Source organism: Sphingomonas sp. S6, assembly GCF_043498045.1.
GTDB lineage: Bacteria > Pseudomonadota > Alphaproteobacteria > Sphingomonadales > Sphingomonadaceae > Sphingomonas.
Genome location: NZ_JBIEOE010000002.1, coordinates 491,717 through 515,000, shown reverse-complemented (window position 1 = coordinate 515,000; position 23,284 = coordinate 491,717). Strand labels below are relative to the sequence as shown.

Below are 23,284 nucleotides of genomic sequence, written 5' to 3'. Positions count from 1 at the left end.
CTATGGGATCGCCTGGCACGAAAAGACGCTCGGCCAATTGTTCTGCGACGGGTCGGCGAAGCAGATCGTCGCCATGCTGCGCGACGAATGCGCCGCGGGCGGCGTAGACTATGCCCTGTCGTCGCCTGTGGGCGCGGTGGATCACGATGGTCACGCCTATCGCGTCGCCCTGCCCCGCCGCACCGTGATCGCGCCGAAGCTGGTGATCGCCACCGGCGGCCCCTCCATCCCCAAATTGGGCGCGACCGGATTCGCCTATGATCTCGCCCGCCGATTCGGGTTGAAGGTGGTCGAGCCCCGGCCGGCGCTTGTCCCGCTGACGCTAGGCGGCGAGGAGGCGCTGTTCGCCACGCTGTCCGGCGTCGCGTCGGAGGTCGTCGCCAGCGCGGGCAAGGCGCGGTTCCGCGAGGCCGCGCTCTTCACCCATCGCGGCCTGTCGGGCCCCGCCATCCTGCAGGTGTCAAGCTATTGGCGCCCCCGCGAATCAATCGGCATCGACTTCGTGCCCGATGCCGTGCCCGGCTGGCTGATCGAGGCGAAGCGCCAGCAGCCGCGCACCACATTGCGCCGCGCGCTGGCCGCGCATCTGCCCGACCGGCTCGCCGAGGCACTGGCCGAGCGAATCGGCGTGAGCGCGGAACTCGCCAACACGCCGGACCGGCGGCTGGACGAGGCGGCGCGGCGCCTCGCCGACTGGCGTTTCGCGCCCAATGGCAGCGAAGGCTTTGCCAAGGCCGAGGTCACCGTCGGCGGCATCAGCACCGCCGATCTATCGTCCCAGACGCTCGAGGCGCGCCGGGTGCCGGGCCTTCATGCGATTGGCGAAGCGGTGGACGTGACCGGGTGGCTCGGCGGCTACAATTTTCAATGGGCGTGGGCGAGCGGCTGGGCCGCCGCGCAAGCGCTCTAGAATTTGCCCCGCCCCTACAGACGTCACCCAACGAAGGCAGGGGTCTTCGGCGAACTCTGGCGCCCGCCCTGACTAGATATTCCAGCTCGCAATAGGACGACGGCTGATCCGACGCGCACGAATCACGTCAACCTAGCAACACCCGCACGCCGATCGCCAGAATGAGCGCGGGAACCGTGGTGACCACACCGACGCGCAGGAATTGGAAGAAGCTGACGTCCTCACCTTCGCGACGAATAGCGATCAGCCACAGGATCGTCGCAAGACTGCCGGTGATCGATAGGTTCGGGCCGAGGTCCACGCCGATCAGCAGCGCATCGACGATCAACTTGGGCGGATGCGCCGCCGCGATCGTCTGCGCGGCGATCAGCCCGGCGGGCAGATTGTTGATCGCATTGCTGCCGACTGCGAGCAAACCGCCCGCCGCCGCCGCGGTCGCGCGCAGGTCGCTCGCCGCGCCGTGCATCAGCTGCGTGGCGAGCCATTGGATCAGCCCCGTTTCCGCCAGCGCCTCGACCATCACGAACAGCCCGGCCACCAGCAGCAATACCGACCAGGACACGCGCCGCAGCAGCGGCAGCGGTGTCTCGCCGGCCCGCGCCTGCACCGCGATCGCGGTGGCGAGGCCCGCACCGAAGGTCGGCCAGCCCAGATCCCAGCCGACCGCCGACGCGATCGTCAGCAAGGTCGCCGTCGCACCAATCCCGATCAGCGCCAGCCGACCACCGGTCGACAGGCTCACACCTTCGCCTTGCGCCGCCGTACCGATCAGCGAGTCGCGAAACAGGAAGCGAAGTCCCGCATAAGTCGCGACCAACGCCAACACCGACGGCAAAGCGAACGCGCCCAGCCAAGCGCCCAGCCGCGGCAGGTCGCTTGCGTAGAGCACCAGATTGGCGGGGTTGGAGATCGGCAGCACGAAACTCGCCGCATTGGCGACCAGTGCGCAGGCGAACAGCAGCGGCAGCGGCTTCACATCCGCCTGTCGCGCCACGGCATAGACCGCCGGGGTCAGTACCACTGCGGTCGCGTCATTCGACAGGAAAGTCGTCACGACCACGCCGGTCAGGAACACCAGCGTGAACAGCCGCGTCGCCGATCCGTTCGCCCGCGCCGCCGCAAGATTGGCGACCCAGTCGAATACGCCCTGCTCACGCGCCGCCTCGGACAGCAGCATCATGCCGATCAGGAACAGATAGACGTCGCTGCCCTTCAGCACCGCGCCCCACGCCGCCGCGGGCGCGATCAGCCCGGTGACGAGCAGCAGCAGCGCGCCGCCGACCGCCCAGATCGCCTCCGGCCAGCGGAACGGGCGCGCGATCACGCCTGCCGTGGCACCGGCGCAGATGGCAACCGTAGCGATCATGCGGCGTGCCCTTTCGCTTTCGGCGCGGCATGCTTCGGCTTCGTCTCGGGCATCGCCACGGCATAGAGCGCGAGGCCGACCGCCGCTATCGCTGCCAATGTCAGGAAGCTTACGGCATAGCCTGCGCCGACGATGATCGTGCCCGCCAGCGTCGCGCTGAGCGCTGCGCCCAGTCCCTGCGCCGTTGCGACCGCACCCTGCGCGACGTTGAAGCGTCCCGAACCCTTGGTCAGATCGGCGATCACCACCGGGAATAGCGCGCCGAAGATGCCGGCCCCGACCCCGTCGAGCGCCTGCACCCCGACCAGCCACCATGCATCGTTCGACAGCGTATACAGCGCACCGCGCGCGGCCAGCACGCCGAACGCCACGAGGAACAGCGGCTTGCGCCCCCAGGCATCGACGTTGCGGCCAACGATGACGGCGACCGGCACCATCACCAATTGCGCCGCGACGATACAGGCGGCGGTCAGCGAAGTCGCCGAATCCTTGCCCACCGTCTTGGCGAGCAGCTGGCTGACCGACGTCAGCATCGCCGCATTGGCAAGGTGGAACAGGAACGCGATGGCAGCGAACAGAAGCAGCGGCCGGTTTTCGACCAGCACGCGCCAGCCGCCGGGCTGGTCGCAACTCTCGTCCGGTTCGCAATCCAGGCCGCGCGCCACCGCATTGTCGATATCGCCGTTGCGGATCCGCAGCGCGGCGGCGACGCTCGCCACCGTCAGCGCGCCCATCAGCCAGAAGACGACGACCGGGCCGAACTTCCATGCCAGTGCTCCCGCCAGCGCGGCGGAGACGGCATTGCCGGCATGATTGAACGCCTCGTTCCGCCCGACGCGCTTCGAAAACAGCTTGGGGCCGAACAGGCCCAGCGTGATTGCGCTGATCGCCGGGGCGAACACCGCTCCCGCCACCGCCGCGAGCGACTGGGTCGCGGTGACCATCGCGAAACCATGGACGAACGGCAGCGATACGCTGGTCAGCGTGACCAGCAATGCCGCGACGATGACGATAGCGGGCTTGTTGCGGCTGCGATCGATCAGGCCGCCCGCCGGCGTCTGCGATACCAGCCCGACGATGCCCGCGATCGTCAGCACCATGCCGACCGTCGCCTCGTTCCAGCCATGCGCCGGCCCGCGCACCGCCAGCAGATAGATGGCGAGATACGGGCCCAGCCCATCGCGCACATCCGCCAGGAAGAAGTTCAGCGCATCCAGCGTGCGCCCCGCGCCATGCGGTCCTCCGCGATCTTTGGGTGCGTGCCGTGGGGCCGGGGGAGCCAGTGTCGCCATGCAGTCGTCCTCACCGCGATGGTCGGCGCCGCGGCGGCCCCGTTCCAATCCGTCGCCGCCCAACGGCAGGCGCCGGGCTTTGATCCCGCATCGGACTAATAAATGTTACGGAATGTTGCCCCGAGCGCGCTGAAACGACCTGGCAATATCGCGCGAGTTGCGCATCGGCGCGTTTCGGCGTAGGGAGCCCGCGCGGCCTCGCTCGGCCTCGGCTTCGCGGATTTGGCGCGCAGGCAGGGTCTCTTGGGGTTACGGCCACGGCCATGATGCGCACGCGATAAGCGCCACATTACCCGTATTGCCGCCCGCATTGGCCCGCGATTTCCATCGCGATTTTGTTGTCCTGCTGCGCTCCAGCCCTGCCCTGTCGGCATGGGCTTCGGGGCCCGCTTTTATTTAGGTTTCCCATGCCCTTTTCCTCCCTGCCCCCGCTTCTCGCTGAAGCGCTCGTCGCCCGTGGCTATGAAGCGCCCACCGCCGTTCAGGCTGCGGTGATCGAACCCGAAGCCGCCGGCCGCGACCTCGTCGTCTCCGCCCAGACCGGTTCGGGCAAGACGGTCGCCTTCGGCCTCGCCATGGCGGGCGAACTGCTCATCGACGGCACGCTGCCGCCGCCGGGCCTGCCGCTCGCGCTCATCATCGCGCCGACCCGTGAGTTAGCGCTGCAGGTCAGCCGCGAGCTGATGTGGCTCTATAAGGAAGCGCATGCGCGCATCGCGACCTGCGTCGGCGGCATGGACGCCAGCAAGGAGCGTCGCTCGCTCAGCCACGGCGCGCATATCGTCGTCGGCACGCCGGGCCGCCTGCGCGATCACCTCGAGCGCGGCGCGCTCGACCTGTCGGCGCTGCGCGTCGCCGTCCTCGACGAGGCGGACGAGATGCTCGACATGGGCTTCCGCGAAGACCTGGAGCAGATTCTCGATTCGTCGCCATCCGAACGCCGGACGCTGATGTTCTCGGCGACGATGCCCAAGCCGATCGTCGCGCTCGCCAAGCGCTACCAGAATGACGCGCTGCGCATCTCGACCGTCGGTGAGACGCGCGGCCACGGCGACATCCAGTATCAGGCGGTTACCGTCGCCCCCGCCGACATCGAACATGCCGTCATCAACCTGCTCCGCTTCCATGAGGCGGAGACGGCGATCCTGTTCTGCGCCACCCGCGACAATGTCCGGCACCTGCACGCCAGCCTGGTCGAGCGCGGCTTCGCGGCGGTCGCGCTGTCGGGCGAGCACAGCCAGAACGAGCGCAACCAGGCGTTGCAGGCCCTTCGTGACCGCCGCGCCCGCGTCTGCGTCGCGACCGACGTCGCTGCGCGCGGCATCGATTTGCCCAGCCTGACGCTCGTGATCCACGTCGAAATGCCGCGCGATGCCGAAACGCTTCAGCACCGCTCGGGCCGCACCGGTCGCGCCGGAAAGAAGGGCACCGCGGTGCTCATCGTCCCCTACCCGCGCCGCCGCCGCGTCGACATGATGCTCAAGCAGGCGAAAATCGCCTGCGACTGGATCCCCGCCCCCAGCGCCGACGACATCCGCAAACAGGATCGAGAGCGCCTGATTGCGACGTTGCTCGAACCCATCGAATATGACGACGAGGATCGCGAACTGGCGCAGCGCCTGATCGCCGAAAAGTCGCCTGAGGATATTGCCGCCGCGCTCGTCCATGCGCACCGGGCCGCGATGCCGCAGGCGGAAGACCTGCTCGATTCGGCCGCTCCGCAGCAGAGCGAGCGTCAGCAGGGTCCCCGCCCCGGGTTCGAGGATACCGTGTGGTTCCGCATGGACATCGGCCGCCGCCAGAACGCCGACCCGCGCTGGCTGCTGCCGCTGATCTGCCGCCGCGGCCACATCACCAAGTCGGAAATCGGCGCGATCCGCATCAACCCGAACGACACGTTGTTCGAAGTGCCGCGCACCGTCGCCGACCGAGTGCTCGCCAGCGTACAGCGAACTGCCAACCCGGAAAGCGACGAAGGTAGCCTGCAGATCGTCCCCTTCGCCGGCAATCCGCGCGCCGAGGGCGGTCAAGGCGGCGGCGCGCGTGGTCCGCGCGCGCCGCGTGACAACGCCGGTCGCCCGCGCACCGGCGGCGCACCCGCACGGCATCAGGCCAAACCGTATCGCAAGGGCCCCCGCGGTTAAGGCGCGCAGTCGATGACCTCTGATCCGGCAACAGGCGTCCGCATCCTCGTCGATGCGGACGCATGCCCGGTGAAGGACGAAATCTACAAGGTCGCGTGGCGCCGGGAGGTGCCCGTGACGCTGGTCAGCAACGCGCCCTTCCGTATCCCGCAGCACCCGCTCATCACACGCGTCGTGGTGAGCGACGGCTTCGACGCCGCCGATGACTGGATCGCGGACCGGGCCGATGCCGCAGCGCTGGTGATTACTGCGGACATTTTGCTGGCCGATCGCTGTCTGAAGGCAGCCGCGACGGTACTGGCGCCCACCGGCAAGCCCTTCACGACCGCTTCGATCGGTGGCGCGATCGCGACGCGGGCGATCATGGCGGACCTGCGCGCGGGCGGCGAGCAATTGGGTGGCCCCAAACCCTTCGCCGCTGCCGATCGCAGCCGCTTTCTGCAGGCCCTCGACACGATGCTGGCCAAGTTGCAACGCTGACGCCGATACGGGGTTCGGAACCGGACCGGTCGTTCACCGATTATCGCGGGCAGTCCAACAAGGAGCATTCTCCATGTTTCGCCCGCTACTTATCGGTGCCGCCCTGGTGATCGCCGCGCCGGCCATCGCTCAAACCCAGAGCACCAATCCCGCCGATCAGCCCAGCACACCGCTGCCCTATGATCCCGGTCATGACAGCAACACCCCGCGCAGCAACGCCATCGCCGCCGAAAGCGCGCCGGGCGTCGCCGCTGCCAACCGCGACGTCGCCGCGCAGGCGCGTATGGATGGTCATGCCGTGACTGCGGTCAATGCTGCCAACGACGCGCGCTATCAGGCCGACGTCGCCGCCTATCGCGCCGCGATGCGCGCCCGTCGCAAGACGATCGTCGCAAACGCCGCGCTGCAGGCGGATCGCGAGCGCGCCTATGCGATGGCGATGGCCGACTGGCGCGCACAGGTCGACGCATGCGAACGCGGCAAGACCCGTGCATGCAAACTGCCGAGCCCGGATCCCCAGAATTATATGTAAGGCTGCGCGCCCAAGGCTAAGCGCGGCTTAGTCGAGGACCAGCGCCAGCCCGGCCGACGGCCGGGCGAGTTTACCGTCGCCCGTGTCGATCGACGACGCGCCTGCGCCGCGGCGCCGGCTGGTGAGGTCGAAACACTTGCCCATCCCCCCGTCACCCCGGACTCGTTCCGGGGTCCACCAGGCGGCCAGGGGACGTCCGGCGGCTCAAAGCGCAAGCCTCGCCGCAGAGTGGACTCCGGAACAAGTCCGGAGTGACGAAGAAAAAGGCACATCGAAACAAAGCCACGCCGCGGCGAAGTCGCGTCGTCCATCGACACGTGCGACGACAAGGTCGCGCGATCGTCGGCCGGGCTGGCGGTGATCCTCGTCTAAGCAGCTGCGCTTAGCTTCGGGCGCTCAGCCCTCATCCCCCATCCGCAGCGCCGCAATGAACGCCTCCTGCGGAATGCTCACCGAGCCATATTCGCGCATCCGGGCCTTACCCTTCTTCTGCTTGTCGAGCAGCTTGCGCTTACGCGTCGCATCGCCGCCATAGCATTTCGCGGTCACGTCCTTGCGCATCGCGCTGATCGTCTCACGCGCAATCACCTTGCCGCCGATCGCCGCCTGGATCGGGATCTTGAACATGTGCCGCGGGATGAGTTCCTTCAGCCGTTCGACCATGCCGCGCCCGCGCACTTCGGCGGTGCCACGGTGAACGATCATTGACAGCGCGTCGACCGGCTCCTCGTTCACCAGAATGCTCATCTTGACGAGGTCGCCCTCGCGATAGCCGATCTGGTGATAGTCGAAGCTCGCATAGCCCTTCGACAGCGACTTCAGGCGGTCGTAGAAGTCGAACACCACTTCGTTGAGCGGCAGTTCGTATGTCGCCTGGGCGCGGCCCGAGACATAGGTCAGGTTCTTCTGGATGCCGCGGCGATCCTGACAGAGCTTCAGGATGCTGCCTAGATATTCGTCGGGGACGTAGATCGTCGCCTCGATCCACGGTTCGCTGATCGACTCGATCTTGTTGGGGTCGGGCATGTCGGCGGGGTTGTGCAGATCGATCTGGCCGCCACCATGCGTCAGATCGATTTGATAGACCACCGACGGCGCGGTCGTGATCAGGTCGAGGTCGTATTCGCGCGTCAACCGCTCCTGGATGATCTCCAGATGCAGCAGGCCCAGGAACCCGCAGCGGAAGCCGAAGCCCAACGCCGCACTCGTCTCCATTTCGAAGCTGAAGCTCGCATCGTTCAGCCGCAACTTGCTGATCGATTCGCGCAGCTTCTCGAAGTCGTTGGCGTCGACCGGGAACAGGCCGCAGAACACCACCGGCTGCACTTCCTTGAACCCCGGCAGCGGTTCGGCCGCGGGCTTCTTGGCGTCGGTCAGCGTGTCGCCGACGCGCGCCTGGGCGACGTCCTTGATCTGCGCGGTGATGAAGCCGATCTCGCCCGGCCCCAGGTCGGTCAGCTGCTCGATCTTCGGCCGGAAACAACCGACGCGGTCGACGAGGTGCGTCGTGCCCGCCTGCATGAAGGCGACCTGCTGCCCCTTCTTCAGCGTGCCGTCGATCACGCGCACAAGGATGACGACGCCGAGATACGGATCGTACCACGAATCGACCAGCATCGCCTTCAACGGCGCGGTGGCATCGCCCTTGGGCGGCGGGATCTTGGTGACGATCGCATCGAGGATGTCGTCGATGCCGATCCCCGACTTGGCACTCGCCAGCACCGCTTCGGACGCATCGAGGCCGATGACGTCTTCGATCTCCTTGCGCACCTTCTCGGGTTCGGCGGCGGGCAGGTCGATCTTGTTGATGACCGGCACGATCTCATGATCATGCTCGATCGACTGATAGACGTTGGCGAGCGTCTGCGCCTCGACGCCCTGCGCTGCGTCGACCACGAGCAGCGCGCCCTCGCACGCTGCCAGGCTGCGCGAGACTTCATAGGCGAAGTCGACGTGGCCCGGCGTGTCCATCAGGTTCAGCGTATAGGTGACGCCGTCCTTCGCGGGATACGACAGGCGCACGGTCTGCGCCTTGATCGTGATGCCGCGTTCCTTCTCGATGTCCATATTGTCGAGCACCTGGCTCGACATCTCGCGGTCAGTCAGGCCGCCGGTGCGCTGGATCAGGCGGTCGGCAAGCGTCGACTTGCCATGGTCGATATGGGCGATGATCGAAAAGTTACGGATCTGCGAAAGCGGGGTCGTCATGCGCCGCCCCTAGCAGGGGACGACGGCGTTGCGCTAGTCGCGGCTAAGCGCCTCGATCGCGTGCAGTGCGTTGATGTAACGCGTCGAGCCCTGCCCGCTCACCAGCGCCCAGCGCACACCGCGTTCCTCCAGGATCCGGCGGCTGAGGTCGAAGAAACGCTGGCGCTCAGCCAGGCTGCCGAACATCCGCGTCCCATCGTCCACCCAGGGCAGGTCGATATCGAACAGCAGGTAGATGTCCGCCGTATTGGTCCAGGTGGCGAACCATGGATCGCGGCGGCCGAACATCATGTCCGCCCACACCGCCGTCATCAGCGGATCAGTGTCCAGAATGACGGGATAGCTGCGTTCCAACAAGGCGCCGTGAGTCTTGCCGTCATGCCCCTTCGCGATCTCGACCAGATCGGCCATCGTCAGATCGGTGCCGAACGCCTCGCAATAGGTGCGCCCAAACTCGGCCACATGGGGCACGCCGCCGAAATGCTGGACGAGACGCGGGATCATCGCCGACTTGCCGGTGCTTTCCGGGCCGTGCAGGCAGATCGTCCGAGGCGTCATGCCGCCACCACCAGCTGGCGTCGCGTCGCGGCGCGCTGCCAATCGACGAAGCCGTATACCGCCAGCGTCAGCAGTACCCCGTACACGCCGGCGGTAAACCACAGTCCCTTGGCGGCGTAGAGCGGCACGCTCGCCACATCGACCGCGATCCATACCCACCAGCTTTCGATGCGGCGGCGCGCCTGCAACAGCTGTGCTGCCACCGACGCGATGGCGATCGCGCCGTCCCACCAGGGGTAAGCGGTATCGGTGTAGCGATGCATCAAGGCGCTCCAGATCACCCACGCGGCGATACCGCCCCCCAACCAGCGTGTCCGCCCCCGCGAATCGAGCGTGTCGACCACCACCTCGCCCGCCACATGCCGGCTACGCGACCAGTTCGCCCAGCCGTACAGATTCGCCGCGAAGAAGAAGCCCTGGAGCAGCGCGTCGCTGTACAGGCGCGCCTCGAAGAACACGCTTGCGTAGATCGCCACCGCCACCAGCGCGACCGGATAGTTCCACAGGCTGCGACCTGCGACGAGCGCCACGTTCAGGATTACCAGCGCCGCAGCAAGGGCTTCGATCATGTTCACGCCCCACCTGCTACGGCGGACACGCATGATTTCGCAAGAGAGTGCATCGGGCGCTTGCATCCCGTTTCGGGCGTGGCTATAGGCGCGCCTCCAAGCACGGTCGGGTCGCCGAAAACGATCCGGACGGACTCCGTCGGGGAGTAGCTCAGCCTGGTAGAGCACTGTCTTCGGGAGGCAGGGGCCGGAGGTTCGAATCCTCTCTTCCCGACCACTTATCCGCTGCGGGTCCCACCCGCAGCCAAAATACCCGCCGTGGCTCCCGCCATGGCCAAGCGCCCGTAGCTCAGCTGGATAGAGCATCAGACTACGAATCTGAGGGTCGGACGTTCGAATCGTTCCGGGCGCGCCATTTTCCGAACATCGATGAATATGGCTCGGCGTCTCGCCGCCTCGGCTCAGCCGCGCGCGAACGCGGCGGCCTCGGCGACCTGCACATCGGTCGGCGTCACACCCGTATACAGGATGAACTGCTGCAAGGCCTGTAACGTCGCCACCTCGGTGCCGGTGATGCAGCGCTTGCCCGCCTCGCGCGCGGCGCGGAGGAAAGGGGTTTCCGGCGGGTATTGCACGACGTCGAAGGCGATCGTGCAATCAGCAATCATCTCGGCTGGAAAGGCGAGCGCGTCGGCATCGGCGCCCGTCATGCCGAGCGGCGTCACGTTGATCAGCAGCGCCGCGCCCTCTGTCAGTTCCGGCGCCCAGCGATAGCCGTACAGTGTCGCGAGCGGTTCGCCCGCCGCCCGGTTGCGCGCGACGATCGTGCCGTCCCCAAAGCCGCTGTCGCGCAGCGCGGCGGCGACCGCCTTGGCCATGCCGCCCGATCCGCGCAGCACGAATCGCGTCGCAGGGGCGACGTCGCGCAGCAGATCCACCACCGCGCCGTAATCCGTATTGTGGCCGGTCAGCACGCCATCGTCGTTGACGATCGTGTTGACGCTGTCGATCGCCGCGGCGGAGGGCGCGAGGCCGTCGAGCAGCGCAATCACCGCTTCCTTGAACGGCATCGAGATCGCGCTGCCGCGGATGTTCAGCGCGCGAATGCCACCCACCGCCGCGGGCAGGTCGGTGGTCGAGAAGGATTTGTAGACGAAGTCCAGCCCCGTCAGCTCGTACAGCCGGTTATGGAAGCGCGAGCCGAAATTGCCGGGACGCGCCGACAGCGACATGCACAGCCGCGTGTCGCGGCCGATGGGGGGCTTGGTCATGCCCCCTCCTCTCGCGTGTCGGCGCCCGCGTCAACGCACGTCATTTTGCGAACGGACCGTTGCCGTTTGCCGCCTTCATCGTCCCGCCCACCCGCGCCATATTGCGGATCAACGAGGGCCGCCGGCGATCCGCCGCCCCTCATCGGGAGACGTACCATGATCGACCTTCGCCCCTTCGCGTCGCTGGGCGGTGCCAACCATGGCTGGCTCGACGCCAAGCATCACTTCAGCTTCGCCAATTACTACGACCCCAAGCGCGAAAGCTGGGGCAACCTGCGCGTCTGGAACGACGATACGATTGCGCCGCAGTCGGGATTCCCGCCGCACCCGCATCGCGACATGGAAATCATCACGTACGTCCGCGAAGGTGCGATCACGCATCAGGACAATCTGGGCAACCTTGGCCGGACCGAGGCAGGCGACGTCCAGGTGATGAGCGCCGGTACCGGCATCGCGCATGCCGAATACAATCGCGAGGATGTCACGACCAAGATCTTCCAGATCTGGATCCAGCCGACCAGCCGCGGCGAAAAGCCCAGCTGGGGCGCCCGCCCCTTCCCCAAGGGCGAGCGCGCGGGGCAGTTCGTCGTGCTCGCGAGCGGTTACGAGGACGACGGCGATGCGCTGCGCATCCGCACCGACGGCCGGGTGGTCGCAGCGACGCTGAAGGCGGGCGAAAGCGCGGAGTATTCGCTGGGCAAGGATCGGCGCGGCTATCTCGTGCCGGCCACGGGTGCGGTCGAGATCGATGGCGTGCGGGTCAACGCCCGCGACGGCGCGGCGATCGCGGACCAAGACGTGCTGCGGGTGACCGCGCTGGAGGACAGCGAACTGGTGCTGGTGGACGTGGCGTAAGCCCCTTCTCTACCGCGTGCCTCACCGCCCAACACGCCGGTCATGCTGAGCTTGTCGAAGCAGGGTGAGGCTCATCTGCCCCTCGACAGGCTCAGGTCGAACGGTTCCTGCGTGGCCAGCGCTGCGGCGGCTACTCGCCGCCGAGTGACCGGGCCGCGATCCTGCCCCGCAGGATCGCGAGTCCCGGTCACTCCCACTCGATCGTGCCGGGGGGCTTGCTGGTATAGTCGTAAACGACGCGGTTGACGCCCTTCACCTCGTTGATGATCCGGGTCGCCACCCGCGGCAGGAAGTCGCCCGGAAACTGGAACGCCTCCGCAGTCATGCCATCGACCGAGGTGACCGCGCGCAACGCCAGCACGCTGTCATAGGTGCGACCGTCGCCCATCACGCCGACCGAGCGAACCGGCAGCAGCACCGCGAACGCCTGCCAGATCGCATCATATAGCCCGGCGTTGCGGATCTCTTCGAGATAGATGGCATCCGCCTTGCGAAGGATGTCGCAGCGTTCCTGCGTGACTTCGCCGGGGATACGGATCGCGAGGCCGGGTCCGGGGAACGGGTGGCGGCCGACGAAGATTTCAGGCAACCCCAGCTCGCGACCCAGCGCGCGGACCTCATCCTTGAACAGTTCGCGCAGCGGCTCGACGAGCTTCATATTCATCCGCTCGGGCAGACCGCCGACATTGTGGTGGCTCTTGATCGTCACCGACGGGCCGCCGGTAAAGCTGACGCTTTCGATGACGTCCGGATAAAGCGTGCCCTGCGCCAGGAACTCCGCCCCGCCGATCTTCTTCGCTTCCGCCTCGAAGACGTCGATGAAGGTCTTGCCGATGAACTTGCGCTTCGCTTCCGGGTCGGTGACGCCAGCGAGGCCGTTCATGAACAGCGTCTGCGCCTGCACATGGACCAGCGGAATGTTGTAATGACCGCGGAACAGGCCGACGACCTGCTCGGCCTCCCCGGCGCGCAGGATGCCGCCGTCGACGAACACGCAGGTGAGCTGGTCGCCGATTGCCTCGTGGATGAGAAGCGCGGCGACCGCCGAGTCGACCCCGCCCGACAGACCGCAGATCACCTTGCCGCTGCCGACCTGGGCGCGAATGTCGGCGATCTTGGCGTCGCGGAATTCGGCCATCGTCCATTCGCCCGTCAGGCCACAGACGTGGCGGGCGAAGTTGGCGATCAGCTTGCCGCCGTCCGGGGTGTGAACGACCTCCGGGTGGAACTGCACACCGTAGAAGCGGCGCGCCTCATCGGCGACGATCGCGAAGGGCGCGCCTTCCGATACGGCGACGGGGGTGAAGCCGGGGGCGAGCGCGTCAACCTTGTCGCCATGGCTCATCCACACCTGATGGCGCTCGCCCTCGGCCCACAGGCCGTCGAACAGGCCGCAGCTGGTCTGCACGTCGACGAAGGCCTTACCGAACTCGCCACCGTCTCCAGAGACGACGACATTGCCGCCCAGCTGCGCGGTCATCACCTGCTGGCCGTAACAGATGCCGAGAATCGGCAGACCGGCGTCGAAAAAGCGCTGCGGCACGCGGGGGCTGTTCTCGGCGGTGACCGAGGCCGGGCCACCGGACAGGATGATGCCGGCGGGCTTGATCCGGTCGAATGCCTCGTCCGCGGACTGGAAGGGCGCGATCTCGGAATAGACCCCCGCCTCTCGCACCCGGCGGGCGATGAGCTGCGTGACCTGGCTGCCGAAATCGACGATGAGAATGCTGTCGCTGTGCTGCATGGGCGCAGCCCTTAGCGGCGCAGGCCGATCAGGCCAAGCCCGGCCGGCGGGGCGAAGCACCCGTCCGACGATGCGGCTCTGCCGCGGCGGGGCCAGACGCGAAAAAGGCCGCACCATCGCTGGCGCGGCCTTTTGCCGTTTCGAAGCACGACTCGGCAAAGCCGAGTCGTCGGACGTCGCCTGTAGCGACGCCGGCCGGACGAGGCTTGAGCCTCGATCCAGCTCCGCTGGCTCTTACGCCGCCTCGTCGAAATCCTCGTCCGACATCACCGGACCCGAATCCTGACCCTTGGCCGAAACGTCGCGGTCGACGAATTCGATGATCGCCATCGGCGAAGCGTCCGACGCGCGGATGCCGGCCTTGATGATGCGGGTGTAGCCGCCGTTGCGGTCGGCGTAGCGCGACGCGAGAACGTCGAACAGCTTCACCAGCTGTGCATCGTCGAGCAGGCGGGCGTGCGCCAGACGACGGTTGGACAGGCCACCCTTCTTCGCCAGCGTCACCAGCTTTTCGACGTAGGGACGTAGTTCCTTCGCTTTGGCGACGGTGGTGGTGATCTGCTCATGCTTGATGAGCGCGGCCGACATGTTGCGGAACAGGGCCGTACGATGGGCCGAGGTACGCTGCAGCTTACGGCCGCCGACGCGATGACGCATGGGTATTTCCTTCGTTTGTCAGGGGGCCGTGTCACGGAACCCCAAGGCTGGCGGTTTGATATCAGGGGACCGCCGTTCGCCCCTTTTGGAAAGTCACAAAAGTCACGCCGAGGAGCGTGTTCTTTCGGGCCGGATGGCGGTGCGGCAAAGCCGCACCGATCACGTCGAACGGGACAGTGTCGCGGCTTTGCCGCTTCCCTGCCCGTCGGCCGAGGTAGTCGCCGAGACGGCAGATAGCCGAGGCTATCTGCCTGCGATTACCCCATAATCTCCTGCTCGAGCTTCTTGGCCATCTCTTCGATGTTCTCGGGCGGCCAGCCAGGGATTTCCATGCCCAGGCGGAGGCCCATCGACGAGAGCACTTCCTTGATTTCGTTCAAGGACTTGCGGCCGAAGTTCGGGGTACGCAGCATCTCGGCTTCGGTCTTGCCGACCAGATCGCCGATATAGATGATGTTGTCGTTCTTCAGGCAGTTCGCCGAACGCACCGACAGCTCCAACTCGTCGACCTTCTTGAGGAGGTAACGGTTGATCTGCTGCGTGTCGCCCGCCGTCTCGCCACCGGCTGCCGGAGCGGCCGCCTGGCCGATCGGCGCCGACGAGCGCGTGATCGCCGAATCGTCGAAGTGGACGAATAGCGCCAGCTGGTCCTGAAGGATGCGGCCGGCATAGGCCACCGCGTCTTCCGGGGTCACCGTGCCGTCGGTCTCGATCGTCAGCGTCAGCTTGTCGTAATCGAGGTCCTGACCGACGCGGGTCGGGTCGACCTTGTACGACACCTGGCGCACCGGCGAATACAGCGCGTCGACCGGGATCAGGCCGATCGGCGCATCGGCCGGACGGTTGGCGGTCGCGGGCACATAGCCCTTACCGATGTCAGCGGTCAGCTCCATGTTGAGCGTCGCGCCTTCGTCGAGATGGCAGATCACCAGATCGGGGTTCATCACCTCGATATCGCCCGACACGGCGATGTCGCCGGCCTTCACCTCGGCCGGGCCGGTGGCGGACAGCTGGAGACGCTTCGGGCCTTCGCCCTGCATCTTGAGCGCGATCTGCTTGACGTTGAGGACGATGTCCGTGACGTCCTCGCGCACGCCCGCCAGGCTGCTGAACTCATGCAGCACGTTCTCGATCTTGATCGAGGTGACGGCGGCACCCTGCAGCGACGAGAGCAGCACGCGGCGCAGCGCGTTGCCGAGCGTCAGGCCGAAGCCACGCTCCAGCGGCTCGGCCACGAAGGTCGCCTTGCGCTTGCCATCGCCGCCCTTCTTCTCAAGGCCGTTGGGCTTCTTCAGTTCCTGCCAGTTCTTTGCATTGACAGACACAGGTGTCCCCTAATTTGGGCCGGAACGGGGGCAGCTCCAGCCGGGAGAAAGACGCGCCGGCTCGTCAGCCGGCGCGTGGGTAATCAGACGCGGCGACGCTTCGACGGACGCACACCGTTGTGCGGGATCGAGGTGACGTCGCGGATCGAGGTGATCTGGAAACCGACCGCCTGCAGCGCGCGCAGCGCCGATTCGCGGCCCGAACCCGGACCCTTCACCTCGACCTCGAGGGTGCGGACGCCGTGCTCGGCGGCCTTCTTGCCGGCGTCTTCCGCGGCCACCTGAGCGGCGTACGGGGTCGACTTGCGGCTGCCCTTGAAGCCCATCATGCCGGCGGACGACCACGAAATGGCGTTGCCCTGCGCGTCGGTGATGGTGATCATGGTGTTGTTGAAGCTGGCGTTCACATGCGCGACGCCGGCGGTGATGTTCTTGCGTTCGCGACGGCGAAGACGCTGCGGTTCACGTGCCATGGATTATGTCCTGACCTTAACTAGCTGAAACGCCGGGCGATCGTTGCCGACCAGCTTCCGGCGGAGAAGAAAGCGCGCGGGCGCTTACTTCTTCTTACCTGCGATCGGCTTCGCCTTGCCCTTGCGGGTGCGCGCATTGGTGTGCGTGCGCTGGCCACGGACCGGCAGGCCCTTGCGGTGACGCAGACCACGATAGCAGGCGAGATCCATCAGGCGCTTGATGTTCATCGCGGTTTCGCGACGAAGGTCACCTTCCACGGTGTGATCGGCGTCGATCGTCTCGCGGATCTGCAGCACTTCCTGATCGGTCAGGTCCTGAACGCGACGCTCGGCGGCGATGTTCAGCTTTTCCGTGATTTCCTTGGCCTTGGCCGGGCCAATGCCGTGAATGTACGTCAGCGCGATCACCACGCGCTTGTTGGTCGGGATATTGACACCCGCAATACGTGCCATGAAACGTTTCTCCTAGCTCCACAGGGTTTGGCATGGCCGCACAAACCCCATCTCGTCGCATCTTCCGAGCAACACCTGCCCTGTACGCATGTACGCGACGCGCGCCATCAGGCGCCGCCGGGACCGGTGTTTCGGAAGGACAGGCAGGTAGGCGCGCGCAAACGCCCTGTCAAGCGAGCGGTTCCGCATTCGCCCGCACCTTCCTCAGCCCCACCCACCAGCGGCGAATGGCGATCGCCGTCCAGAGCAGCTCCACCGCGCCGAACGGCCAGGCGCCCTGCAGAAACCCATAGGCCGAGCTGAGCAGGCAACCGAAAGCGAAACCCAGGGTCCACCACGGCGACCGCTCTTCCATGAGGTAGCACAGCAGCATGAACAGGATGGCGAACAGGCCGAACAGATTGAGCGCAGTCATGCCGATCGCTGTACCGCTTTGCGACGCCGAGGCCAGCCGTTAACCTTTTGGTGAGCACGTTGGCGGCATCGTCCTCCGGGTCAGCCCGAGGAAGATGTCATGGCCCCGTCGCAACACGCTTACGCCCGCCTCGTTCGCCAAGTGCGCGCGCCGGCCCCGGTCACAGCGCCATGGGTCGCGCCGTCGCTGAGCGAATTGGTGGCGCGAATCGATGCGGCATTGCTGGCGCGCCACGCCGCATAAGGGGTACGCACTCAGCGGAGAGCAAATCCCGTCATCTCCAGCGCGGTGGGACGATGACGCACGGGCGAATTGGAGCCACGGGCTAAGCCGCGTGCTCGCCGTCCCGATCTAAGCGCGCAGCATTGAGCAGAGCCGGGGCGATCCGCGCGGCACGCCCCTCACACCAGCGGGAACGGCGCCTTCGCGGTGAATGCCATCAGCAGCAGCATACCCGACAAGCCGGCGGACAGGCCGACCAGCAGATAGCCGATATATTGCAGCATCGGCGGATTGGGCCGCTTCAGCTTGGCGTTCCGGGCCGCGCCCTGGAACACGAAGCTCATCAGCATGCCATAGGTGAATACGATGGCCCCCAGCATAACGCTCCTTTTTGCCGTCTCCGGCGCAAAAGCCCCACATGCAGCCCCCCGGCCGCGTCCTGCCCGACACACTAAGCCCCGCGCCCTGACAAGTGGTTAACCATCGACGGTGGGGAAAACGCGACGAGTGGGCGGATCCCGCGCCTGGTCAGCTCCGCGTCACCGGCAGCACGATCCGCGCGATCAGGCCCGGCGCATTGTCGGCAAGTTCGAAACGTCCGTCGTGCAAGCGTGCGACCGCCTCGATCAGCGCCATGCCCAGGCCCGCCCCCGGTGTGGTACGCGCCGCATCCAGGCGCCCGAAGCGCTTCAGCGCCTGTTCGCGATCCGCCTCGGCGATCCCCGCCCCGCGGTCCTCGACCTGGATCGCGATCTCCGTCGCGTGCCGTTCCAACCGCAGCGTCAGCGCGCCGCCCTCGCCGGCATGTTTCAACGCATTGTCGATGAGGTTGCCGATCGCCTGGCTCAGCAATTCGCGATGAACGCGCATCACGGGCGCGGAGTCGTCGACCGCGACGGTGAAGACCAGCCCCGCATCCTCCGCGACCGGTTCGTAGAGATCGGCGATCTCGCGCACCAGTTCGTCAGGCGCCGCTTCGGTGAAGCGGTCGCGCGACACCGATTCGGAGCGGCTGATCTCGATCACCATCGTCAACATGCGCATCACGAGGTCGGTTTCGACGAGCAGCCCGCCCAGCGCCGTCTCGCGCGCCTGCGGATCGGCGATCAGCACCGCCTGCTCGGTCTTGGTGCGCAGCCGCGCCAGTGGCGAGCGTAGGTCATGCGCGAGGCTGTCGGTTACCACACGCAGTTCGACCATCAGCCGTTCGAGTTTCGACAGCATCTGGTTCAACCGGTCGGCCAAGCGGTCGAAGGCATCGCGGTGGGCGGGTGTCAGCGGAACGCGCCGCGACAGGTCGCCTTCGCTCACCGCCTCCACCACCGCGGCGATGCGGGTGAGCCGCCGACTGACGTAGCGCGCGAGGATCAGCGCCGCGACCACCCCGAGTAGCAGCGACAGCAGCACTGCGATCACCAGCGCATCCTCGATCGCGCGACGTTCGGTATCCACCACGTCGAGGCGTCGGCCGGCAAACAGCCAATGGTCGCCGATCGGACGCAGCACATAACCGATGCCGTCACGCGCGGCTGGCAAAGCGGCATCGCCGATCCGGAAGGCAGTGGGCAGCAGGGCCGGCGACAGGCCGGGGGGCAGCGTGCCCGCCACCGTCCGCCCCTTATGGTCCAGCACCGCAAGGAAGAAGGAGCTGTCGTCGCCCGCATGAGCCTGGGCGGTCGCCGCCACCACCGGCGGCAACCCGCCGATGCGGTAGAGCGCGCGCATCGCCTCGGCATGTTCGATCGTGTCGCGGCGTACGGTGTCGACGACCACCGCATCGGTCTGTTTCCAGACGAATCCGAGCAGCACGATATTGGCGACCAGCGTCAACAGGATCGACAGCAGGGCGATACGGGCGGTGACGGACAGGCGCATGGCTCGCCCTATCGCATCCGGCGTTCAGCGGACAGTCCGGGACGGACCCTTGCCAACCACTGCTGCTATCGGCCGAAATCAGGCCGGGTCGGCCGCCAGACGGTAGCCCGCGCCGCGCACGGTGTGGAGGATCGGGGTCGGGAAGCCTTCCTCCAGCTTGCGGCGGAGGCGACCGATATGGACATCGACCACGTTGCTGCCGGGATCGAAATGGTAGTTCCAGATCTTTTCCAGCATCATCGTGCGCGTCACCACCTGCCCCGCGTGCCGTGCGAGGAATTCGAGCAGGTTGAACTCGCGTGCGCCGAGAGGGATCGACCGGCCGGCGCGGGTGACAGCGCGGGAGAGCAGGTCGATCTCCAGGTCGCCGACCGACAGGCGCGTCTTGGTCGGCTCCGCCCCGGCACGATCCGATCGACGGACGAGCGCTTCGATTCGGGCCGACAGTTCGGCGAACGAGAAGGGCTTGCAGAGGTAGTCGTCCGCACCCGCCTTCAGGCCGTCGACGCGGTCGTCTACCGCACCCAGCGCCGACAGGATCAGCACCGGCGTATCGAGCCCCGCCGCGCGAATCGCGCTGACCATGGCGAGGCCGTCGAGGCCCGGCAGCATGCGATCGGCGATGATGAGGTCGAAAATCCCCTCGCTGGCGAGGAACAGACCGTCACGCCCGTCATGCGCGGCTTCGACCGCGTAACCGGCTTCGGACAGGCCCTTGGCGAGATAGGCCGAGGTCGACGCATCGTCTTCGACCACCAGGATCTTGCGGGTCATGCGCGCTCCTTTCGCCTGTCTGCAACCGTCTGCCTTCAAACGGGAACGGCCGGCGGAAAGCAAGCCCTCCGCCGGCCGCCACGGCACCCCCGGGAGTGTCGGGCGCCGAGCTCGTCGAACCGTTCGGCCGCGTGGCGACCATAGGTTCGGTGTAGGGTATACGAGGTGGAGGGGCGATGACCGCGACATGACAAAAGCGTCATTCGCGGGCGATCGCCCCCCTCCCGTCATTCCCGCGAAGGCGGGAATCCATAACCTCTGAGCTCACGGCCCTTGCGAAGACCTGCGCGTCTGGATTCCCGCCTTCGCGGGAATGACGGGGGCGTGATCGAGGCCGCCCCCCAAACAAAAAGGGCGGCCCCACCGGACCGCCCTTCCCTTATTCCAACGTCAAACCGCTCACTCGCCGTCGAGGATCGTCGCGATCTCGTTCGCGACATGCTCGATGTCGGCCATACCATTGACCCGCTGCACCAAGCCGCGGGCCTGGTAGATCGGCAGGATCGGCGCGGTCTTGGCGCGATATTCGTTCATGCGGGTCCGCACGGTCTCGGCATTGTCGTCCGGCCGGCGCTTGAACTCGGTCGAGCCGCACACGTCGCACACGCCGGCGACCTTGGGCAACTTGAACCGGTCGTGATACCCCTCGCCGCACTTGGCGCAGGTGTAGCGGCCCTCGACGCGCTCGATCAGTGCAGCCTCGTCGACCTCCAGCTCGATGACATGATCGAGCGTCATGCCGCGTGCTTCGAGCAATTCATCGAGCGAAGCGGCCTGCGCGGCGGTGCGCGGATAGCCGTCGAAGATCGCGCCCCCGCCGACGCCCTGGTCCAGTCGCTCGCCGATCAGCGCCGACACGATGTCGTCGGACACCAGCTCGCCCGCATCCATCACCGCCTTCGCCTGCAGCCCGACGGGCGAGCCCGCCTTCACCGCAGCGCGCAGCATGTCGCCGGTCGACAGCTGCACCATGCCGCGCGAGGCCATCAGCCGCTGCGCCTGGGTGCCCTTGCCCGCCCCCGGCGGCCCAAGAAGGATGATGTTCACGCGTGTCCCCTTGTCGTCGGTGCAATCGTCGTCGCGGCGTTAACGCAGGCGCCCGCCCTTCAGCTTCGCCTTCTTGATCAGATCGCCATACTGATGCGCCAGCAAGTGGCTCTGGATCTGCGTCACCGTGTCCATCGTCACGTTGACGACGATCAACAGGCTGGTGCCGCCCAGATAGAAGGGGATCGACAGTGCCGAGACCAGATATTCCGGCAGAAGGCAGATGATGACCAGATAGGCCGCGCCGATCACCGTGATGCGCGTCAGCACATAGTCGAAATAGGTCTCGGTGTTCTTGCCCGGGCGGATGCCGGGGATGAACCCGCCATAGCGCTTCAGATTGTCCGCGGTCTCTTCCGGATTGAAGACGACGGCGGTGTAGAAGAACGAGAAGAAGATGATGCCGGCGGCATAGAGCGCCATGTACACCGGCTGGCCGTGCGCCAGATACTGGTTGAGGCCGATGATGAAATCGCCCCACTTCGACTGGCCCGCGACGCGCTGGCCGGCGAACTGCGAGATGGTGAGCGGCATCAGCAGCAACGACGAGGCGAAGATCGGCGGGATCACGCCCGCTGTGTTGATCTTCAGCGGCAGGTGGCTGCGATCCGCCTGCATGCCACGCTGCGTCTGGCGCTTCGGATATTGGATCAGGATGCGGCGCTGGGCGCGCTCCATGAAGCAGATGAACAGGATCAGCGCGACGACCGCGACGATGATGCCGATCAGGCGCACCGCATCGATCGAGCCCGAACGGCCGCCTTCCAGCAGGTTGACCAGCGTGGTCGGCAGGTGGGCGACGATGCCCGCCATGATGATCAGCGACACGCCGTTGCCGATGCCGCGGCTGGTGATCTGCTCACCCAGCCACATCAGGAACATCGTACCGCCGATCAGGCTGATGACCGCCGCGATGCGGAACGTCATGCCCGGCTCGATCACCGCCTGAACGCCATTCGTGGCCGACAGCGCCTCGAGGCCGACGGCGATGAAATAGCCCTGGATCGCAGTGAGCGCGACCGTGCCATAGCGGGTGTACTGGTTGAGCTTCTTACGGCCCGATTCGCCTTCCTTCTTGATCGCGGCGAGTTGCGGCGACAGCGACGTCGACAGCTGCACGACGATCGACGCCGTGATGTACGGCATCACGCCCAGCGCGATCAGCGACATGCGGCTCAGCGAGCCGCCCGAGAAGGTGTTGAAGAAATCGAGCACACCGCCCGTGGTGCGCTGGCTCAGCAGGCCCAAAGCGGTCGGGTCGATCCCCGGCAGCGGCACATAGGACAGCAGACGGAAAACGATCAGCGCGCCGATCGTGAACCACAGCCGCTTCTTGAGGTCGGTCGCCTGCGCGAATTTCGCGAGGCTGATGCTTTGCGCCATCTGGTCGGCTGCGGATGCCATGCGTGTCGGTGTCCTGAAACGAAAACGGCGGGTAAGCGTTTGTCCGCCCCCGCCGCTCATATAGGCGCTACGCGCGCCTTGTCTAATCGCGACGCACCTCGTTTCTCATCCCTTCGTCCACCCGGCCGTTGGTCCGGGCCCCATTCGCCCGCCGCGCAATTGCCAGCGGGCCGATGGATGCCGGGGCCAAGCCCGGCATGACGGAGGATGAGAGGAGAGCGGCTTACGCCTTGAACGACGCCTTCTTTTCCTGGCGGGCCTTATAGGCGACGCCCTTCTTGGCAGCGGCCTTCTCCGACGCCGGGACGACCGTCGGGATGTCGAGCGAGCCACCAGCCTTTTCGATCATCTCGCGCGCACCGGCCGAAACGCCTGCGACGTGGAACGACAGCTTGGCGGTCAGGTCGCCCTTGCCCAGAACGCGCACGCCGTCCTTGCCGCCACGCACCAGACCGGCTGCCTTCAGCGCCGCCTGATCGATCGTGCCCTCGGCCGACAGCTTGCCCGAATCGATCGCCTTCTGGATCGCGCCGGTGTTCACCGTGGCGTAGTCCTTGGCGAAGATGTTGTTGAAGCCGCGCTTCGGCAGACGCATGTGGAGCGGCATCTGACCGCCCTCGAAGCCGGCGATGCTGACGCCCTCGCGGCTCTTCTGACCCTTGACGCCGCGGCCGCCGGTCTTGCCCTTACCCGAGCCGATACCGCGACCGACGCGGATCTTGGACTTGCGGGCGCCCTGGTTGTCGCGGAGTTCGTTGAGCTTCATGATA

Annotated in this window: 23 protein-coding genes and 2 tRNA genes (1 of these 25 only partly in view); 7 read left to right on the top strand and 18 right to left on the bottom strand. The window is 66.5% G+C overall.

Features of this window, described 5'->3' with window-relative positions; genetic code table 11:
• A protein-coding gene (locus ACGVWT_RS05510) for an NAD(P)/FAD-dependent oxidoreductase (protein ID WP_315461403.1) crosses the window boundary here: on the top strand, window positions 1-910 show its 3' portion. The gene continues 272 nt to the left of window position 1, outside the view; the window shows 910 of its 1,182 coding nt (coding positions 273-1,182); its start codon lies beyond the left edge, outside the window; it ends in the stop codon at window positions 908-910.
• Between the two features lie 127 nt (window positions 911-1,037).
• On the opposite strand, the gene ACGVWT_RS05505 is transcribed toward ACGVWT_RS05510, so the two are convergent.
• A complete protein-coding gene (locus ACGVWT_RS05505; RefSeq protein ID WP_315461404.1) occupies window positions 1,038-2,276 on the bottom strand; it encodes an arsenic transporter in 1,239 nt (412 codons plus the stop codon).
• Window positions 2,273-3,568, bottom strand: coding sequence for an MFS transporter (locus tag ACGVWT_RS05500; protein WP_315461405.1), 1,296 nt, complete (start codon window positions 3,566-3,568; stop codon window positions 2,273-2,275). Before ACGVWT_RS05500 ends, ACGVWT_RS05505 begins: the two co-directional genes overlap by 4 nt.
• Before the next feature lie 407 nt (window positions 3,569-3,975).
• On the opposite strand from ACGVWT_RS05500, the gene ACGVWT_RS05495 reads away from it, so the two are divergent.
• From ACGVWT_RS05495 to ACGVWT_RS05485, 3 genes are all read left to right on the top strand, one after another.
• Entirely contained in the window at window positions 3,976-5,712 is a 1,737-nt protein-coding gene (locus ACGVWT_RS05495; RefSeq protein WP_315461406.1) for a DEAD/DEAH box helicase, read from the top strand.
• A 12-nt stretch (window positions 5,713-5,724) separates the two neighbouring features.
• Window positions 5,725-6,192 (top strand): YaiI/YqxD family protein, encoded by a 468-nt coding sequence (locus tag ACGVWT_RS05490; RefSeq protein ID WP_315461407.1) that lies wholly within the window; start codon window positions 5,725-5,727, stop codon window positions 6,190-6,192.
• A 73-nt stretch (window positions 6,193-6,265) separates the two neighbouring features.
• A complete protein-coding gene (locus tag ACGVWT_RS05485) occupies window positions 6,266-6,724 on the top strand; it encodes a hypothetical protein (protein ID WP_315461408.1) in 459 nt (152 codons plus the stop codon).
• A 396-nt stretch (window positions 6,725-7,120) separates the two neighbouring features.
• On the opposite strand, the gene lepA is transcribed toward ACGVWT_RS05485, so the two are convergent.
• Genes lepA through pnuC form a run of 3 tightly spaced genes read right to left on the bottom strand, consistent with a single transcriptional unit; the run spans window position 7,121 to window position 10,059 of the window.
• Window positions 7,121-8,932 carry a translation elongation factor 4 gene (gene lepA, locus ACGVWT_RS05480; RefSeq protein WP_017979455.1) on the bottom strand — a complete coding sequence of 604 codons (1,812 nt, stop codon included), beginning with the start codon at window positions 8,930-8,932 and terminating at the stop codon, window positions 7,121-7,123.
• A gap of 33 nt (window positions 8,933-8,965) precedes the next feature.
• Entirely contained in the window at window positions 8,966-9,490 is a 525-nt protein-coding gene (locus ACGVWT_RS05475) for an AAA family ATPase (RefSeq protein ID WP_315461409.1), read from the bottom strand.
• Window positions 9,487-10,059, bottom strand: coding sequence for a nicotinamide riboside transporter PnuC (gene pnuC, locus ACGVWT_RS05470; RefSeq protein WP_315461410.1), 573 nt, complete (start codon window positions 10,057-10,059; stop codon window positions 9,487-9,489). Before pnuC ends, ACGVWT_RS05475 begins: the two co-directional genes overlap by 4 nt.
• 140 nt (window positions 10,060-10,199) lie before the next feature.
• Here pnuC and ACGVWT_RS05465 point away from each other — a divergent pair.
• Both ACGVWT_RS05465 and ACGVWT_RS05460 read left to right on the top strand, forming a co-directional pair.
• Window positions 10,200-10,276, top strand: a tRNA-Pro gene (locus ACGVWT_RS05465).
• A gap of 61 nt (window positions 10,277-10,337) precedes the next feature.
• A tRNA-Arg gene (locus ACGVWT_RS05460) sits at window positions 10,338-10,414 on the top strand.
• Window positions 10,415-10,460: 46 nt separating this feature from the next.
• On the opposite strand, the gene ACGVWT_RS05455 is transcribed toward ACGVWT_RS05460, so the two are convergent.
• Complete coding sequence (locus tag ACGVWT_RS05455) at window positions 10,461-11,270, bottom strand: shikimate 5-dehydrogenase (protein WP_315461411.1); 810 nt, start codon at window positions 11,268-11,270, stop codon at window positions 10,461-10,463.
• 156 nt (window positions 11,271-11,426) lie between these two features.
• Here ACGVWT_RS05455 and ACGVWT_RS05450 point away from each other — a divergent pair, with 156 nt between their 5' ends.
• Window positions 11,427-12,125: a pirin family protein gene (locus tag ACGVWT_RS05450; RefSeq protein WP_315461412.1), complete on the top strand. Its 699-nt coding sequence runs from the start codon at window positions 11,427-11,429 to the stop codon at window positions 12,123-12,125.
• Window positions 12,126-12,312: 187 nt separating this feature from the next.
• Here ACGVWT_RS05450 and guaA read toward each other — a convergent pair whose 3' ends face one another.
• The 12 genes from guaA to rplO all read right to left on the bottom strand — a co-directional run bounded on the left by guaA (window position 12,313) and on the right by rplO (window position 23,280).
• Window positions 12,313-13,869 carry a glutamine-hydrolyzing GMP synthase gene (gene guaA / locus ACGVWT_RS05445; protein ID WP_315461413.1) on the bottom strand — a complete coding sequence of 519 codons (1,557 nt, stop codon included), beginning with the start codon at window positions 13,867-13,869 and terminating at the stop codon, window positions 12,313-12,315.
• A gap of 234 nt (window positions 13,870-14,103) precedes the next feature.
• Window positions 14,104-14,526, bottom strand: a complete 423-nt coding sequence (rplQ, locus tag ACGVWT_RS05440) for a 50S ribosomal protein L17 (protein WP_043060684.1) — start codon at window positions 14,524-14,526, stop codon at window positions 14,104-14,106.
• Between the two features lie 257 nt (window positions 14,527-14,783).
• The gene (locus tag ACGVWT_RS05435; RefSeq protein WP_017979463.1) at window positions 14,784-15,851 is read right to left on the bottom strand and encodes a DNA-directed RNA polymerase subunit alpha; all 1,068 of its coding nucleotides are present in this window, start codon (window positions 15,849-15,851) and stop codon (window positions 14,784-14,786) included.
• Window positions 15,852-15,934: 83 nt separating this feature from the next.
• Entirely contained in the window at window positions 15,935-16,324 is a 390-nt protein-coding gene (gene rpsK / locus ACGVWT_RS05430; protein ID WP_017979464.1) for a 30S ribosomal protein S11, read from the bottom strand.
• Between the two features lie 84 nt (window positions 16,325-16,408).
• The gene (rpsM, locus tag ACGVWT_RS05425; RefSeq protein WP_017979465.1) at window positions 16,409-16,777 is read right to left on the bottom strand and encodes a 30S ribosomal protein S13; all 369 of its coding nucleotides are present in this window, start codon (window positions 16,775-16,777) and stop codon (window positions 16,409-16,411) included.
• Between the two features lie 169 nt (window positions 16,778-16,946).
• Window positions 16,947-17,192 carry a hypothetical protein gene (locus tag ACGVWT_RS05420; RefSeq protein WP_017979466.1) on the bottom strand — a complete coding sequence of 82 codons (246 nt, stop codon included), beginning with the start codon at window positions 17,190-17,192 and terminating at the stop codon, window positions 16,947-16,949.
• Between the two features lie 401 nt (window positions 17,193-17,593).
• Entirely contained in the window at window positions 17,594-17,794 is a 201-nt protein-coding gene (locus ACGVWT_RS05415) for a hypothetical protein (protein ID WP_116461836.1), read from the bottom strand.
• A gap of 148 nt (window positions 17,795-17,942) precedes the next feature.
• Window positions 17,943-19,289: an ATP-binding protein gene (locus ACGVWT_RS05410; protein WP_315461414.1), complete on the bottom strand. Its 1,347-nt coding sequence runs from the start codon at window positions 19,287-19,289 to the stop codon at window positions 17,943-17,945.
• A 78-nt stretch (window positions 19,290-19,367) separates the two neighbouring features.
• Window positions 19,368-20,063, bottom strand: a complete 696-nt coding sequence (locus tag ACGVWT_RS05405; RefSeq protein WP_017979470.1) for a response regulator transcription factor — start codon at window positions 20,061-20,063, stop codon at window positions 19,368-19,370.
• A 399-nt stretch (window positions 20,064-20,462) separates the two neighbouring features.
• On the bottom strand, window positions 20,463-21,110 hold the full coding sequence (locus ACGVWT_RS05400; protein WP_315461415.1) for an adenylate kinase: 648 nt from the start codon (window positions 21,108-21,110) through the stop codon (window positions 20,463-20,465).
• 39 nt (window positions 21,111-21,149) lie between these two features.
• Window positions 21,150-22,514, bottom strand: coding sequence for a preprotein translocase subunit SecY (gene secY, locus ACGVWT_RS05395; protein WP_116461833.1), 1,365 nt, complete (start codon window positions 22,512-22,514; stop codon window positions 21,150-21,152).
• Between the two features lie 223 nt (window positions 22,515-22,737).
• The gene (rplO, locus tag ACGVWT_RS05390) at window positions 22,738-23,280 is read right to left on the bottom strand and encodes a 50S ribosomal protein L15 (RefSeq protein ID WP_017979473.1); all 543 of its coding nucleotides are present in this window, start codon (window positions 23,278-23,280) and stop codon (window positions 22,738-22,740) included.
• Between the last annotated feature and the right edge of the window lie 4 nt (window positions 23,281-23,284).

What these genes read in the sequence shown, in the direction of transcription:
- ACGVWT_RS05505 (WP_315461404.1), bottom strand. Translation starts at nt 2,276, where the DNA reads ATGATCGCTACGGTTGCCATCTGCGCCGGTGCCACGGCAGGCGTGATC.
- ACGVWT_RS05500 (WP_315461405.1), bottom strand. Translation starts at nt 3,568, where the DNA reads ATGGCGACACTGGCTCCCCCGGCCCCACGGCACGCACCCAAAGATCGC.
- ACGVWT_RS05495 (WP_315461406.1), top strand. Translation starts at nt 3,976, where the DNA reads ATGCCCTTTTCCTCCCTGCCCCCGCTTCTCGCTGAAGCGCTCGTCGCC.
- ACGVWT_RS05490 (WP_315461407.1), top strand. Translation starts at nt 5,725, where the DNA reads ATGACCTCTGATCCGGCAACAGGCGTCCGCATCCTCGTCGATGCGGAC.
- ACGVWT_RS05485 (WP_315461408.1), top strand. Translation starts at nt 6,266, where the DNA reads ATGTTTCGCCCGCTACTTATCGGTGCCGCCCTGGTGATCGCCGCGCCG.
- lepA (WP_017979455.1), bottom strand. Translation starts at nt 8,932, where the DNA reads ATGACGACCCCGCTTTCGCAGATCCGTAACTTTTCGATCATCGCCCAT.
- ACGVWT_RS05475 (WP_315461409.1), bottom strand. Translation starts at nt 9,490, where the DNA reads ATGACGCCTCGGACGATCTGCCTGCACGGCCCGGAAAGCACCGGCAAG.
- pnuC (WP_315461410.1), bottom strand. Translation starts at nt 10,059, where the DNA reads ATGATCGAAGCCCTTGCTGCGGCGCTGGTAATCCTGAACGTGGCGCTC.
- ACGVWT_RS05455 (WP_315461411.1), bottom strand. Translation starts at nt 11,270, where the DNA reads ATGACCAAGCCCCCCATCGGCCGCGACACGCGGCTGTGCATGTCGCTG.
- ACGVWT_RS05450 (WP_315461412.1), top strand. Translation starts at nt 11,427, where the DNA reads ATGATCGACCTTCGCCCCTTCGCGTCGCTGGGCGGTGCCAACCATGGC.
- guaA (WP_315461413.1), bottom strand. Translation starts at nt 13,869, where the DNA reads ATGCAGCACAGCGACAGCATTCTCATCGTCGATTTCGGCAGCCAGGTC.
- rplQ (WP_043060684.1), bottom strand. Translation starts at nt 14,526, where the DNA reads ATGCGTCATCGCGTCGGCGGCCGTAAGCTGCAGCGTACCTCGGCCCAT.
- rpsK (WP_017979464.1), bottom strand. Translation starts at nt 16,324, where the DNA reads ATGGCACGTGAACCGCAGCGTCTTCGCCGTCGCGAACGCAAGAACATC.
- rpsM (WP_017979465.1), bottom strand. Translation starts at nt 16,777, where the DNA reads ATGGCACGTATTGCGGGTGTCAATATCCCGACCAACAAGCGCGTGGTG.
- ACGVWT_RS05420 (WP_017979466.1), bottom strand. Translation starts at nt 17,192, where the DNA reads ATGACTGCGCTCAATCTGTTCGGCCTGTTCGCCATCCTGTTCATGCTG.
- ACGVWT_RS05415 (WP_116461836.1), bottom strand. Translation starts at nt 17,794, where the DNA reads ATGCTGGGGGCCATCGTATTCACCTATGGCATGCTGATGAGCTTCGTG.
- ACGVWT_RS05410 (WP_315461414.1), bottom strand. Translation starts at nt 19,289, where the DNA reads ATGCGCCTGTCCGTCACCGCCCGTATCGCCCTGCTGTCGATCCTGTTG.
- ACGVWT_RS05405 (WP_017979470.1), bottom strand. Translation starts at nt 20,063, where the DNA reads ATGACCCGCAAGATCCTGGTGGTCGAAGACGATGCGTCGACCTCGGCC.
- secY (WP_116461833.1), bottom strand. Translation starts at nt 22,514, where the DNA reads ATGGCATCCGCAGCCGACCAGATGGCGCAAAGCATCAGCCTCGCGAAA.
- rplO (WP_017979473.1), bottom strand. Translation starts at nt 23,280, where the DNA reads ATGAAGCTCAACGAACTCCGCGACAACCAGGGCGCCCGCAAGTCCAAG.